Annotated in this window: 10 protein-coding genes; 3 read left to right on the top strand and 7 right to left on the bottom strand. The window is 64.8% G+C overall.

What is annotated here, in order from left to right:
• Nucleotides 1–55 precede the first annotated feature (55 nt).
• Together VSR82_RS02235 and VSR82_RS02240 are read right to left on the bottom strand one after the other, a co-directional pair.
• Nucleotides 56–1,648 (bottom strand): ABC-F family ATPase, encoded by a 1,593-nt coding sequence (locus tag VSR82_RS02235; protein ID WP_368587093.1) that lies wholly within the window; start codon nucleotides 1,646–1,648, stop codon nucleotides 56–58.
• Nucleotides 1,649–1,741: 93 nt separating this feature from the next.
• On the bottom strand, nucleotides 1,742–2,683 hold the full coding sequence (locus tag VSR82_RS02240; RefSeq protein ID WP_429459040.1) for an NAD(P)-dependent oxidoreductase: 942 nt from the start codon (nucleotides 2,681–2,683) through the stop codon (nucleotides 1,742–1,744).
• A gap of 265 nt (nucleotides 2,684–2,948) precedes the next feature.
• Between VSR82_RS02240 and VSR82_RS02245 the strand changes: the two genes are divergently transcribed.
• The gene (locus VSR82_RS02245; protein WP_018435559.1) at nucleotides 2,949–3,158 is read left to right on the top strand and encodes a dodecin; all 210 of its coding nucleotides are present in this window, start codon (nucleotides 2,949–2,951) and stop codon (nucleotides 3,156–3,158) included.
• A gap of 112 nt (nucleotides 3,159–3,270) precedes the next feature.
• Here the strand turns inward: VSR82_RS02245 and VSR82_RS02250 are convergent, their stop codons facing one another.
• The 4 genes from VSR82_RS02250 to VSR82_RS02265 form a co-directional block, all read right to left on the bottom strand.
• Nucleotides 3,271–4,365, bottom strand: coding sequence for a BMP family ABC transporter substrate-binding protein (locus VSR82_RS02250; protein ID WP_429459038.1), 1,095 nt, complete (start codon nucleotides 4,363–4,365; stop codon nucleotides 3,271–3,273).
• 63 nt (nucleotides 4,366–4,428) lie between these two features.
• Nucleotides 4,429–5,358, bottom strand: a complete 930-nt coding sequence (locus tag VSR82_RS02255) for an ABC transporter permease (RefSeq protein ID WP_176108325.1) — start codon at nucleotides 5,356–5,358, stop codon at nucleotides 4,429–4,431.
• A gap of 28 nt (nucleotides 5,359–5,386) precedes the next feature.
• On the bottom strand, nucleotides 5,387–6,493 hold the full coding sequence (locus tag VSR82_RS02260) for an ABC transporter permease (protein WP_410847975.1): 1,107 nt from the start codon (nucleotides 6,491–6,493) through the stop codon (nucleotides 5,387–5,389).
• A gap of 93 nt (nucleotides 6,494–6,586) precedes the next feature.
• Nucleotides 6,587–8,185, bottom strand: coding sequence for an ABC transporter ATP-binding protein (locus tag VSR82_RS02265; protein ID WP_368587098.1), 1,599 nt, complete (start codon nucleotides 8,183–8,185; stop codon nucleotides 6,587–6,589).
• A gap of 272 nt (nucleotides 8,186–8,457) precedes the next feature.
• On the opposite strand from VSR82_RS02265, the gene VSR82_RS02270 reads away from it, so the two are divergent.
• A complete protein-coding gene (locus VSR82_RS02270) occupies nucleotides 8,458–9,390 on the top strand; it encodes a LysR substrate-binding domain-containing protein (protein ID WP_368587099.1) in 933 nt (310 codons plus the stop codon).
• A gap of 88 nt (nucleotides 9,391–9,478) precedes the next feature.
• Here the strand turns inward: VSR82_RS02270 and VSR82_RS02275 are convergent, their stop codons facing one another.
• Nucleotides 9,479–10,867 carry an 8-oxoguanine deaminase gene (locus VSR82_RS02275; RefSeq protein WP_498857468.1) on the bottom strand — a complete coding sequence of 463 codons (1,389 nt, stop codon included), beginning with the start codon at nucleotides 10,865–10,867 and terminating at the stop codon, nucleotides 9,479–9,481.
• Between the two features lie 499 nt (nucleotides 10,868–11,366).
• Between VSR82_RS02275 and uraH the strand changes: the two genes are divergently transcribed.
• Nucleotides 11,367–11,720, top strand: coding sequence for a hydroxyisourate hydrolase (uraH, locus tag VSR82_RS02280; RefSeq protein ID WP_368587101.1), 354 nt, complete (start codon nucleotides 11,367–11,369; stop codon nucleotides 11,718–11,720).
• Nucleotides 11,721–11,729: the final 9 nt, after the last annotated feature.

An 11,729-nucleotide genomic window follows, 5' to 3' on the forward strand; every position in this document is an offset into this window, starting at 1 on the left:
GGCAAACTGCCGGCATGGGCCTTTGGGGGATCGCTGAAAACCAGCGACCCAGCGCTTATTGAACGCCCTGACTCGTCAGGAAGTCCTCGTAGTTGCCGCCGAAGTCGTTCAGGGTGCCGTCCGTGCGCACTTCGATGATCCGGTTCGCCAACCCGCTGACGAATTCCCGGTCGTGCGACACGAAAATCAGCGTGCCTTCAAACTTGTCCAGCGCGATCTGCAGCGACTCGATCGACTCCATGTCCATGTGGTTGGTCGGCTCGTCCATCAGCAGCACGTTATGGCGGCCGAGCATCAGCTTGCCCCAGATCATGCGGCCCTTCTCGCCACCGGACAGCACCTTGACCGACTTGCGGATGTCGTCCGCATTGAACAGCAGGCGGCCGAGCGTGCCGCGCACCATCTGCTCGTCGTCGCCTTCCTTGCGGTACTGGTCGATCCAGTCCATCAGCGTGACGTCGTTCGGAAACTCTTCGTAGGTATCCTGCGGCATGTAGCCGACGTTCGCGTTTTCCGCCCACTTCACGGTGCCGTGATCGAGCTGCAGATTGCCGAGCAGCGAGCGCAGCAGCGTGGTCTTACCCGCGCCGTTCTCGCCGATGATCGCGATACGCTCGCCCGGCTGCACGCTGATGCTGAAGTTATTGAAGATCGAGCGCTCGTACTTCTTCGAAATGTTCTCGGCGACCACCGCGATGTTGTGCAGCTTCTTCTCGAACTCGAAGCGGATGAACGGGTTCTGCCGCGACGACGGCTTGAATTCCTCGATCTTGATCTTGTCGATCATCTTCAGACGGCTGGTCGCCTGGCGCGCCTTCGACTTGTTCGCCGAGAAGCGGCGCACGAAGTCCTGCAGATCGGCCACGCGCTCCTTCGCCTTGGCGTTGGCGGCTTGCTGACGCTCGCGCGCCTGCGTGCTGGCAAGCATGTAGTCGTCGTAGTTGCCCGGATAGACCTTCAGCGTGCCGTAGTCCATGTCGGCCATGTGCGTGCAGACCTGGTTCAGGAAGTGCCGGTCGTGCGAGATGATGATCATCGTCGAGTTGTACTGGTTGAGAACATCTTCCAGCCAACGGATCGAGTTGATGTCGAGGTTGTTGGTCGGCTCATCGAGCAGCAGCACGTCCGGCTTCGAGAACAGCGCCTGCGCGAGCAGCACGCGCAGCTTCCAGCCCGGTGCGACGTTGCTCATCGGGCCGTTGTGGTCTTCGATCGCGATGCCGATGCCGAGCAGCAGTTCGCCCGCGCGCGCTTCGGCCGTGTAGCCGTCGTACTCGGCGAACTTCGCTTCGAGTTCGGCCGCGTGCATGTAGTCGTCGTCGGTCGCGTCGGGGTTCGCGTAGATCGCGTCGCGCTCGGTCATCGCGGCCCACATTTCTGTGTGGCCCATCATTACGACGTCGAGCACGCGCACGTCTTCGTATGCGAACTGGTCCTGACGCAGCTTACCGAGGCGCACGTTCGGCTCGAGCATCACGTTGCCCGAGCTCGGCTCGAGATCCGAACCGAGAATCTTCATGAAGGTGGATTTACCGCAGCCGTTCGCACCGATCAGGCCATAGCGGTTCCCTTCCCCGAATTTGACCGAAATGTTCTCGAAGAGGGGCTTCGGCCCGAATTGCATGGTGATATTGGCAGTAGACAGCACGGCGCGTCCCTTTGAATGTGATATCGGCGAAAAACCCAATATTTTAGCAGGTTTAGAGATTTCAACCCGACAGTTCGCCCGCCCCGGCTCGCGTTACCCGTTCGAGCCGTCGCGCGGCGTCTGCAGAATGTCGATGAAGGCCGAAAAATCCGCATCGGCGAGCCCCATCGCGGCACCGAGTCGCAGCAATTGCTGGACCGTCGACGCGACCGGCATCGGCGTGCCGGTCTCGTAGGCGGTCGCCGCGACCGTATCGACGTCCTTCTGGAACGTGCGCAACGCGCCGATCGGCGCGAGATCGCTTTGCGTCATCCGCGGCACGAAGGTCCGCAGCAGCACCGAATCGGCCCAGCCGCCGGCGAGCGCCTCGGGCAGCTTCGCGGCGTCGATGCCGCTGCGCTGCGCGAGGCTCACCGCCTCGGCGATCGCGGCAACGGTCGCGGTGACGATCGCCTGATTGCACAGCTTCGCGGTTTGCCCGGCGCCGACCGCGCCCATGTGCGTGACGCGGGCGGCATAGGTGTCGAGCAAGGGGCGCACCGCGGCGAGATCGCTCGCCTCACCGCCTGCCATGATCGCGAGCGTGCCCGCCGTGGCGCCGGCCACTCCGCCCGACACCGGCGCGTCGATCCAGCCGATCGACGCGCCATCCCGGGAAGCTCCGGTGCCCGCCGCGCCGCCCTGCCCGGCGAAATCCGCCACCCGTCGCGCCATTGCGCGCGTCGCGGCAGGCGGAATGCTCGAATGATCGACGATCCAGCGCACACGGCGCGGGGTCGAAGGATCGCCATCGAGCAGCCCCGCCGCGCCGAACACGGTCTGTTCGACCGCCGCCGCGTCCGCGACGCACAGCAGCACCGCGTCGCAGCGCGCGGCCAGCTCACGCGGCATATCGACGACGTGCGCGCCCTCGGCCTGCAATGCCTCGGCCTTCGCTCGCGTGCGATTCCACACATGCACGGTATGACCCGCGCGCAGCAGGTGCCGGATCATCGGCGCACCCATCAGACCGGGGCCGCAAAAACCAATTTCCACGTTCGAACCTCGTCGGCTATCAGATTGAATGGATTATGTTGCGTTCACATGATAACGACCATGCCATGCGCCGAAGTCGCGCAGCAGCGGGCACGCGACCTGCGGCATCGATGGTGCGGGCGCGACGTTCGATCCGCCGCGCAGGCGATGACGCTCGCGAGCACGCATATGTCCGACGGACTGCGCGAACCGTTGCCTATACTTTTTCCAAGCGCGTTTCCGAGCAGCGTTTTATCGACCAGCGGCGCACACCAAGGAGGAATTCATGTCAGAACACGTTTACAAGAAGATCGAACTGACCGGTTCGTCGAAGAAATCGATCGACGACGCGATCACCACCGCGATTGCCAAAGCGTCGGAAACGCTGCGCAATCTGCACTGGTTCGAGGTCACGGAAACGCGTGGCCAGATCGAGAACGGCAAGGTCGCGTATTGGCAGGTGACGCTGAAGGTCGGCCTGCGCATCGAGGACTGAGCGGCGACCGCACGACACGCACGCTTGCGCGCTGCCACGCGCAGGCCGCAAACAGAAAAGCTGCGTCCAGCCCACGCTGGACGCAGCTTTTTTCAACAGCGGACCGCCCGATTTACTTCGGCAGCGACCCGTCGACACCCTCGACGTACCAGTTCAGGCGCTGCAACTCCGGATCGGTCAAGGTCTTGCCTTCCGGCACCTTCACCGTGCCCGACTGATCCATGATCGGGCCCGTGAACACGTCGCGCTTGCCGCTCGCGAGTTCTTCGCGCCTGGCGGCGACCTGCTTCTGCCCATCGGCCGGAATCGCCGACGTGTTCAGGTTCTCGAGGTTGACGGCCTTTTGCGGAATACCCCACCACACCGGATCGTTCTTCCACTTGCCGTCGAGCACCTGCTGGATCACCGCGCTGTAGTACACGCCCCAGTGCGCGACCACGGAGCCGAGATGGGCATCAGGACCGAACTTCTTCATGTCCGAATCCCAGCCGAACGCGTGCACGTGCTTCTCCGAAGCTGTGGCGAGCGTCGCGCTCGAATCGGTGTTCTGCAGCAGCACGTCCGCGCCCTGGCCGATCAACGTTTCGGCGGCCTGCTTTTCCTTGCCCGGATCGAACCAGCTGTTGATCCAGATCACCTTCGTATGCACCTTCGGATTCACCGAGCGCGCACCCAGCGTAAACGCGTTGATGTTGCGCACCACTTCCGGAATCGGCACCGACGCGACGAAGCCGAGCGTGTTGCTCTTCGTCACGTAGCCCGCGGCGACGCCGGCCAGATACGCGCCCTGATACATGCGCACGTCGTAGGTGCCGAAGTTCGGCGCCTTCTTGTAGCCGGTCGCGTGCAGGAAGATGGTGTCCGGGAAGTCCTTCGCGACCTTCAGCTGAAAGTCCTGGAAGCCGAAGCTCGTGCCGAAGATGATCTTGTTGCCCTTGTTGGCGAGATCGCGGAACACGCGCTCCGAGTCGGCCGATTCCGGCACGTTCTCGACGCGCGTGACCTTGATCCGGTTACCGAACTTCGCTTCGGCTTCGCGCGAGCCCTGGTCGTGCGCGAAGGTCCAGCCGGCATCGCCCGGATTGCCGAGATAGACAAACGCAACGCCCGGCACGTCGGCGGCCTGCGCGGTTTGCGCGAGCGGCGCTGCAAGTGCGAGCGACGCCGCGCCCCACGCAAAAGCGGTCAGCAGATTTCTTCTCTTCATGTTTTTCCCCTGTCGTGATGAGCGAATAGTAGTGAGCGAATCGACAAAAAACCTGTGGCGCCGTCAGCCTGCCGAAAAAAACGGCTTGCCGAGCGACGCGGGCGCATTCAGGCGAATCGTGTTCGGATTGCGCGAGATCAGCGCCAGTACGACGATCGTCGCGACGTAGGGCAGCATCGCGAGGAACTGCGTCGGCACCGGCACGCCGATCGCCTGCGCGTAGAACTGCAGCCCCGTCACCGCGCCGAACAGCAGCGAGCCGATCAGCAGACGGCCCGGGCGCCACGTCGCGAACACCACGAGCGCGAGCGCGATCCAGCCGCGGCCCGACGTCAAATTTTCCTGCCACAGGTGCAGATTGACGATCGAATAGTAGCCGCCCGCGAGCCCCGCCATGCCGCCGCCGAACGCGACCGCGCCATAGCGCACACCGACCACCGGAAAGCCGACCGAGTGTGCGACCTGCGGCGATTCGCCGACCGAGCGCAGCACGAGCCCCGCGCGCGTGCGATACAGGAACCAGCCGATCGCCGCGAACATCAGGAACGCGAGGTAATCGAGCGGCGTGAGGGTAAACAGCGCGGGACCGAGCACCGGGATTTTCGACAGGCCGGGAATCGTCCACGTATCGATCGTCGCGCGCACCGCGGCCGACGTGTACGGCTTGCCGACATACGCGGACAGTCCGATGCCGAAGATCGTCAGCGACAGGCCGGTCGCAACCTGGTTGGCGAGCATCGTCAGCGTGAGGAACGCGAACAGCAGCGACATCGCGAGACCGGCGCCGATCGCGGCGAGCACGCCGAGCCACGGGCTGCCGGTGATCGACGTGACCGCGTAGCCGCTGACGGCGCCCATCAGCATCATCCCTTCCACGCCGAGGTTGAGCACGCCCGATTTTTCGGCGACGAGTTCGCCGGCGCCCGCGAACATCAGCGGGATCGACGCGGTGATCGCGCTCGACGTGAGCGCGCTGGCTTGCTGGATATCCATATCGAGTTCTAAAGGCTTATTGGCAAACTCAATGACTCACTGCCACGGCCGAGCGGCGCCGCACGCGGTAGTTCACGAACAGGTCGGCGCCCAGCAGGCAGAACAGCAGCAACCCCTGGAACACGCCCGACAGCGCTTGCGGCAATTGCATCGAGGTCTGCACCGCTTCGCCGCCGAGATACAGCAGCGCCATCAGCAGACTGGCGAGCACGATGCCGAGCGGATGCAAGCGGCCGACGAACACGACGATGATCGCGGTGAAGCCGTAGCCCGGCGACCACGTCGCCTGCAACTGGCCGATCGGACCGGCGATCTCGCCCATGCCGGCGAGGCCCGCGAGGCCGCCGCTAATCAGCAGCGAGGTCCAGATCGTCTTCTTGTCGGAGAAGCCCGCGTAGCGCGCGGCGAGCGGCGCGAGTCCGCCGACGTTCATCCGGTAGCCCGCGAAGCTCTTGCGCATGAACAGCCAGACGAGCGGAATCGCGATCAGCGTGAGGAACACGGACGCGTTCAGGCGCGTGCCGCGCAGAAATTTCCAGTGCCAGTCGCCATACAGCGTCGGAAACAGCGCGTCGCCGCTGAACATCTCCGACAGCGGAAAGTTCATGCCCTGCGGATCGCGCCACGGGCCGCTCACCAGGTAGATCAGCAGTTGGGTCGCGACGTACGTGAGCATCAGGCTCACGAGAATCTCGTTGGTGTTGAAGCGGCTCTTCAGGAACGCCGGAATCGCAGCCCAAGCCATGCCGCCAAGGATGCCCGCGAGCATCATCGTCGGCAGGATCCACCAGCCGCTCGCCTGATCGAAATAGATCGCGACGCCGCTCGCCGCGATGCCGCCGAGCAGCATCTGCCCTTCGGCGCCGATGTTCCACACGTTCGCGCGATAACCGATCGCGAGCCCAAGGCCGATCAGGCACAACGGCGACGCCTTCAGCAATAGCTCCGACCAGCCGTTGATGCTCGACAGCGGCTCGATGAAGAACGCGTGCATCGCCTGCAACGGGTCGCGGCCGACGAGGCCGAAAATCAGGAAGCCGATCGCGAGCGTCAGCACTGCGGCGATCAGCGGCACGGCGAGTTGCATCGTGCGCGAGGGCGTGGTGCGGGCTTCGAGTCGATAAGGAAGCGTCATGGGTAGCGTGAAATTGTTCGGGTTCTGTTCTTCAGGGTCCGCGTTCGCGTGCGTGCTTAGCTTTTTGGTGTGGCCGGCAGACCGCGCCTCGCGTCATGCATGCGCCGGCTGGTCCGCCGCGGGCGCCGCGCCCTCGCGGTCGCCGAACAGCCCGGCCATCCAGCGGCCGATTTCCTCGGCGTTGGTCGCGCCGGTCGCGCGCACCGGCGAAAGCCGCCCGCCCGCGAGCACCGCGATGCGGTCGCAGATATCGAACAGCTCTTCCAGTTCCTCCGAGATCACCAGAATCGCGACGCCGCGCGCCGACAGATCGAGCAACTGCTGACGGATGAATGCAGACGCGCCGACATCGACGCCCCACGTCGGCTGCGCGACCACCAGCACCTTCGGCGCCTGCAAAATCTCGCGGCCCATGATGTATTTCTGCAGATTGCCGCCCGACAGGCTTTGCGCGAGCGCGTCGGGGCCGCCGCAGCGCACGTCGAATGCGTCGATGCAGCGCTTCGCGAACGCGCGCATCGCGCCCGCCCGGATCCAGCCCGACTTGACCATGCTCTGCCGATGCGCGGTAAGGAGCGCGTTGTCGGCCAGGCTCATCGCCGGCACCGCGCCGCGGCCGAGCCGCTCCTCGGGCACGAAGCCAAAGCCGAGCGCGCGCCGCCGGCCCGCGCCGAGGCGCGCGGCCGGCTTGCCGCAGATCGTGATCGCGTCGGCCGGCAGGCTGCGTTTTTCAGCGCGCTTTTCTCCGGACAACGCCGCGAGCAGTTCCGCCTGGCCGTTGCCTGACACACCGGCAATGCCGAAGATCTCGCCCGCATGCACGCTGAACGACACGTCGCGCAACGAGGTACCGAACGGATCGTCGCTCGCGACCGACAACTGCCTGACGTCGAGCAGCACCGCGCCCGGCTTGTGCTCGCGCCGCGTGTAGTCGGGCAGCGAGTGGCCGACCATCAACTGCGCGAGCGACGCATGCGTCTCGTTCTTCGGCGTCACATTGCCGGTGACGCGACCGCCGCGCATTACGGTAGCGGTGTCGCACAACTCCTGGATTTCGTCGAGCTTATGGCTGATGTAGAGAATGCTGCAGCCTTCGGCCGCGAGCCGGCGCAGCGTCGTGAACAGCTTGCGGACCGCCTGCGGCGTCAACACCGAGGTCGGTTCGTCCATGATCAGCAGACGCGGATTCTGCAGCAGGCAGCGCACGATTTCGACGCGCTGACGTTCGCCGACGGTGAGGCTGTGCACGTGCCGTTGCGGATCGATGTCGAGCCCGTAGTCGGCCGACACCTCGCGAATGCGTTTCGCAAGGGACTTCAGATCGAACGGTTCGTCGAGCGCGAGCGCGATGTTTTCGCCAACCGTCAACGTCTCGAACAGCGAGAAGTGCTGGAACACCATGCCGACGCCGAGCTTGCGCGCGGCCGCCGGGCTCGCGATGTCGACCGTCTCGCCTTCCCAGCGGATCTCGCCGGCATCGGGCCGGACCGCGCCGTAGATGATCTTCATCAGCGTGCTCTTGCCCGCGCCGTTCTCGCCGAGCACCGCGTGGATCTCGCCGGGCGCAACGACGAGCGTGACATCGTCGTTGGCGCGCACGGCCGGGTACTGCTTCGTGATCCCTGTCAGCGCGAGCCGGGGCACCGCCTGGCTGGTGAGTTGTGCGCCGTCGCTAAGTGGAGTGTCGCTCATGAGATTCCGTAGTGCGTTCGAGACGCCGCATGCTGCCTGAATACCGCCGGCTTGACGTCGAAAACGTCCACCGTGCCGACGGGCGATCCGTCACCACAACCGAATGACGATACCTAATTCGCCCCACTCAGTCGAGTTGCCAAAATTCCCGCAAACCCGCGCCGCTACAAGCTCTGCGGGTATGTCACCCTTGACGACGTTTTTCGTCCATATTAAAACGCATATACCCCCACGTCCGTTCGATCAGCCAGCACATATATTTCGGAGAATCCATGAGCCAGCAACGCGAGGCGATCGACACGTACCTGCTGCGCGTGTTGCACACGCTTCTGATGGAGCGCAGCGTCACGCGCGCCGCCGTCAAACTGAACCAGTCCCAACCCGCGATCAGCGCGGCGCTGCGCCGTCTGCGCGACATCACCGGCGACCCGCTGCTGGTGCGCGGCAAATCCGGCATGGTGCCGACCGAGTACGGCCTGCGCCTGCTCGAACCGGTGCAGAACGCGCTGCGCGAAATCGAGCGCATCAAGTTCCAGCAGCACAACTTCGATCCGGCCACGTCGATCCGCTGCTACCGGATCGGCTGTCCCGACTACCTCAATGTGCTATTCGTGCCGACCGTCGTCGAACGTTTTCGCCAGGCTGCGCCGAACGCGACGCTCGAATTCCATTCGCTCGGCCCGGCGTTCGACTACGAACTCGCGCTCGAAGACGGCAAGCTCGACATCGTGGTCGGCAACTGGCCGGAGCCGCCCGAGCAGCTGCATCTGTCGAACCTGTTCGTCGATCAGATCGTCTGCCTGATGAGCAACACGCATCCGTTCGCCAAACGTGGCGGGCTCACACTCGACCAGTACCTGAACGCGCCGCATCTCGCGCCGACGCCGTACTCGGTCGGCCAGCGCGGCGCGATCGACGTGCATCTCGCGCGCGAGCGGCTCAAGCGCCATGTGGTCGTCACGCTGCCCTACTTCAATCTCGCGCCGTACGTGCTGATCAAATCCGATCTGATCTTCACGACGACGCGCCTCTTTGCCGACTACTACGCGAAGTTCCTGCCGCTGACCGTGGTGTCCGCGCCGCTCGACTTTCCGCCGATGCAGTACTACCAGCTGTGGCACGAGCGCGTGCACTACTCCGACGAAGTGCGCTGGCTGCGCGGTCTGGTTGGCGAGGCGACCCGGACTTTGATCGACAAGCCCTGAGCCCGCATGCGGCGCCGCTCGGATATCAACGATTCGCGGCACCCGCGCATCAGGGCGTGAGCGCCGCCCCTTCCGCTCAAGCTCAAGCTCAAGCCGCCGCCTCATAGAGCTGCCGCGCGAGCGCGTTATGCCGCTCGATCACCGGCTCGAGTTCGAGCGTCGCCAACCGCCCCTCCTTCACCACCACCTTGCCGTCGATCACGCTATAGCTGACCTGCGACGGCGCGCAGAATACCAGAGCCGCCACCGGATCGTGCAATGCGCCGGCAAAGTGCGGCGAGCGCAGATCGAACGCGACGAAATCCGCGGCCATGCCGGGCGCGAGCGCGCCGATGTCGTCGCGATTGAGCACGCGCGCGCCGCCCACCGTCGCGATTTCGAGCGCCTCGCGCGCGGTCATCGCATCGGGCCCGAAACCGACGCGCTGCAGCAGTAGCGCCTGGCGCACTTCGGCGACCATCTGCGCACCGTCGTTCGACGCCGAGCCGTCGACACCGAGCCCAACCGGCACGCCCGCGAGCCGCATGCGCTTGACCGGCGCGATGCCCGACGCGAGCCGCATGTTCGAGCACGGACAGTGCGCGACGCCGGTGCCGGTGCGCGCGAACAGCGCGATCCCGGCGTCGTCGAGTTGCACGCAGTGCGCATGCCATACGTCGCGGCCGATCCAGCCGAGATCGTGTGCGTACTCGGCCGGCGTCATGCCGAACTTCTCGCGGCTGTACTCGACGTCGTTGACGTTCTCCGCCAGATGCGTGTGCAGCGACACGCCGTACTGGCGCGCAAGCACCGCCGATTCGCGCATCAGGTCCTGGCTCACCGAAAACGGCGAGCACGGCGCCACGACGACGCGCAGCATCGCGTAGCGGCCGTCGTCGTGATACGTCTCGATCAGGCGCTGCGTGTCCTTCAGGATGTCCGCTTCGCGCTCGACCACCGAATCCGGCGGCAAGCCGCCGTCTTTGCGCCCCACGCTCATGCTGCCGCGCGCCGCATGAAAGCGCATGCCGATGCGGCGCGCCGCGGCGATGCTGTCGTCGAGGCGGCTGCCGTTCGGATAGATATACAGATGGTCGCTCGAGGTCGTGCAGCCCGACAGCAGCAGCTCGGCCATCGCGGTCAGCGTCGATACTTCGATCATGTCGGGCGTGAGGTTCGCCCACACCTTGTACAGATTCGTCAGCCAGCCGAACAGCTCGGCGTTCTGCGCGGCGGGAATCGCGCGCGTGAGGCTCTGGTACATGTGGTGATGCGTATTGACGAGGCCCGGGATCACCAGATGGCCGCGCAGGTCGAGTACCTGATCGGCCGTTTGCGGCAGTTGCGCGGTTGGTCCGACCGCGACGATCCGGTTTTCCTGGATGTACAGCCCGGCGTCGCGCAATTCCCGCCGCTCGCCATCCATCGTGACCAGCACGTCCGCGTGCTTCACGAGCATCGTTTTGCCGGGTTGTTTCACTGCTTCATTCATCGTCATTCGTCTGTCCGCCTGATTGCCTGCATGCAAAGCCGTTCGAACGCGATGCGGCGGCACGCCACCGCGCCGCCGCGTTCGCTTGAACGCCGTTGGCCCGGTTACCCGGCGTGAATCGCTGTCTTCGGGGTTTGCCGTGCCAAATTCCTGCCTTTGCACGGGTGTGTCGCACAGCGCTTACCTTCGGTAGCCAAAATCCCGCTGGCAACTCGTGCGGCTGCGATACCCAACTTCACACCGCCAATATAGTGGTGCATTTTTGGCGCCGGTACGATCGGCCGATGAGCCGGCGCGGCTTTCGACTGGCTGCCCATCATGCGCGAACTATTATCTTTCCTATCGCTCGCGCGCTGAACGGGGCATCCTTTTTACAATGGCTGCCACGGCGCTCGCTTCAACTCGCCGACGGGTATGTAGCCACTGACGTGGAGCCTCGATCCGCCGCAAACGTACTGGATCGGGCCGCCGCCGACACCTCGCATTCACACAAGGACAATTGCGAATGGGCAAGCTCACTACCCACGTGCTCGACACCGCGAACGGCCGTCCCGGCGCAGGCATCAAGGTCGAACTCTTCGCGCTCGCCGGAGACACGCGCCGCGCACTCAAAACCACGGTGACCAATCACGACGGCCGCTGCGACGAGCCGCTGCTCGAAGGCGACGCGCTCGTCGCGGGCGAGTACGAACTCGTGTTCGGCGCGGGCGACTACTTCGCGTCGCTCGGCACCAGCTTGCCGGAGCCGCGCTTCGTCGATCGCGTCGTGCTGCGCTTCGGCGTCGCCGATGCCAACTCGCACTATCACGTGCCGCTGCTGGTGTCGCCGTTTTCCTACAGCACGTATCGGGGCAGCTAGCCCTGCCGG

Origin of the sequence: Burkholderia sp. JPY481 (genome assembly GCF_038900515.1) — a bacterium.
Lineage (GTDB): Bacteria > Pseudomonadota > Gammaproteobacteria > Burkholderiales > Burkholderiaceae > Paraburkholderia > Paraburkholderia youngii.

Excerpts from the sequence above, each read along its gene's own strand:
- VSR82_RS02245 (WP_018435559.1), top strand. The coding sequence starts at position 2,949 with ATGTCAGAACACGTTTACAAGAAGATCGAACTGACCGGTTCGTCGAAG.
- VSR82_RS02250 (WP_429459038.1), bottom strand. The coding sequence starts at position 4,365 with ATGAAGAGAAGAAATCTGCTGACCGCTTTTGCGTGGGGCGCGGCGTCG.
- VSR82_RS02255 (WP_176108325.1), bottom strand. The coding sequence starts at position 5,358 with ATGGATATCCAGCAAGCCAGCGCGCTCACGTCGAGCGCGATCACCGCG.
- VSR82_RS02260 (WP_410847975.1), bottom strand. The coding sequence starts at position 6,493 with ATGACGCTTCCTTATCGACTCGAAGCCCGCACCACGCCCTCGCGCACG.
- VSR82_RS02265 (WP_368587098.1), bottom strand. The coding sequence starts at position 8,185 with ATGAGCGACACTCCACTTAGCGACGGCGCACAACTCACCAGCCAGGCG.
- VSR82_RS02270 (WP_368587099.1), top strand. The coding sequence starts at position 8,458 with ATGAGCCAGCAACGCGAGGCGATCGACACGTACCTGCTGCGCGTGTTG.
- VSR82_RS02275 (WP_498857468.1), bottom strand. The coding sequence starts at position 10,867 with ATGACGATGAATGAAGCAGTGAAACAACCCGGCAAAACGATGCTCGTG.
- uraH (WP_368587101.1), top strand. The coding sequence starts at position 11,367 with ATGGGCAAGCTCACTACCCACGTGCTCGACACCGCGAACGGCCGTCCC.